The following is a 427-nucleotide window of genomic DNA, read 5'->3' on the forward strand; positions in this document are numbered from 1 at the left end:
TGCTGGCACGCGTGCCCCGCGGCATGGCCGGCACCACCGTCCGCCGTAGGCTCCGGACGTGGCCCAAGGTGTCGCCCGTCGGCCGCGTCGCGGCCCGAGTCCTGGCCATCGCTGGCCTCGCCGTCGCCGGAGTCATCCCGACCACGCCGGCGCGCCCGAACGGCGAGACCACTCTCGTCGTCCCGAGCCCGACCACGACATCCAGCTCCCCGGCCTCCTCTCGCGCCACCGTCGGCTCGGCCGCGCCGCCCGCATCCGGTCAGCCGGACCGGACGACCGTCGGCCGGCCGACGACGGGCGCACCGAACTCGGTTTCTCCGGCCGGCAGCCGGGTCTCGGACGGTCCGCTGTCCGCGGAGGGCGCCATCGGACCACACAGCACCGTCTACTTGGCACTGAGCACGCTCACTCTCGACACAGCCGTGCC

1 pseudogene is annotated in these 427 nt (G+C 74.9%); it reads left to right on the plus strand.

Going from position 1 to position 427, the window contains the following annotated elements:
• Nucleotides 1-68: 68 nt before the first annotated feature.
• Nucleotides 69-427 (plus strand): annotated as a pseudogene (locus tag F0L68_RS44360) (hypothetical protein); the annotation flags it as partial.

Source organism: Solihabitans fulvus, from assembly GCF_008386585.1.
GTDB lineage: Bacteria > Actinomycetota > Actinomycetes > Mycobacteriales > Pseudonocardiaceae > Solihabitans > Solihabitans fulvus.